Genomic DNA, 1,178 nt, shown 5'->3' with positions numbered 1-1,178 from the left:
TGACCCGTCCTGGAATAGGTTGACACCTATGCGGGACTGAACCCTAGCCGTAATTGGCTTGCAAGAGACGCCCGGTGCACCGCATCGGGCGTTTTGTATTCTAGGGACAGGTGGGGCCGCTGCTCGTTGTACAGGCGCACTGACTCGCTCACCATGGTCCTGGCCTGCTGGATGTTTGCGGGGCGGTGCAGCAGGAATTCCATCTTCAGGATGCCGTTGACCCGTTCTGCCAGGGCATTCTGGTAGCAGTCGTAGCCATCGGTCATCGAGCAGGTGATCGCATGGCGGGCATGGATGCGCTGGTACTCCGCCGAACAGTACTGGATGCCCCGATCGGAGTGGTGCACCAGTTGCTGGCTGGTTTGCCTGTAGCGCAGGGCCATTTTCAGCGCCTGACTGACCTGGGCAGTCTGCAGCCCTTCATGTACGTGCCAACCCACGATCTTGCGGGAATAGGCATCCGTTACGAGGCTCAGGTAGGCCGGCTTTTCTTTGGTGGACAGGTAGGTGATGTCGGCCACCCACAGTTGTTCGCAGCCGCTGGGCACCACCTTGGTCGCTGCTTCTTTGAGCAGGTTGGGATGGCGCCTGAAGTGATGGTGGCTGTTGGTGGTCTTGTGGTACGCCCGCTTCGGCAAGACCAGCATCCGTTCGTGACGCAGGATGTCAAACAAGGCATCGCGACCGAGCTTGATGCCTGCGTGCTGCAGCGGCGCCTTCAGGATGAAGTGCAGCTTGCGTGTGCCGATGCGCGGCTGGTGCCGCCGCTTCTCATCGACCATGGCCACCACGCTGGCCTGTTGTTCATCGCGCAGCCGCTGGCAGGCCAGGGCCTTGTAGTGCGCCTGCCGGCTGATGCCCATGTACCGGCAAGCCCTCACAACGTTCAGCCCTTGGACGAGCTTTTCTTGGAGGACTTGCCGGCAGGCTTTTTTGTGACGGTTACCCCATGGTCGCGCTTGAGCACATGGACCACCGCCTCGAAGAACTGCGCTTTCTCCTGCGCCTGCTTCAGTTGCACTTCCAGTTCCTTGATGCGCTGCTCGGGTGTCAGCGGCTTGAATGGCTCTTGCATGGGGCCGGGTCCTTTGGAGCACGATGATGCAGCCTTCCAGTCCTGGCGGCCATGCTTGCGCAACCAAACCAGCACGGTCGAGGCACCCTGGATGCCGTAGCGC

1 protein-coding gene is annotated in these 1,178 nt (G+C 61.0%); it reads right to left on the bottom strand.

From position 1 onward, the window contains the following. Positions 1-26 precede the first annotated feature (26 nt). Positions 27-1,178 (bottom strand): IS3 family transposase gene (locus AVMA1855_RS26470; RefSeq protein WP_502870392.1). Its coding sequence is split into 2 segments (ribosomal slippage), with 1,150 coding nucleotides annotated over them: positions 27-917 and positions 920-1,178; the frame shifts between segments, so codons are not numbered across the junction. This gene is flagged as partial in the annotation.

The sequence above is a fragment of the Acidovorax sp. SUPP1855 genome (genome assembly GCF_030158955.1).
GTDB lineage: Bacteria > Pseudomonadota > Gammaproteobacteria > Burkholderiales > Burkholderiaceae_C > Paracidovorax.
The sequence above is the reverse complement of the archived record's forward strand: the minus strand, read 5'-3'. Positions and strand labels throughout refer to the sequence as shown.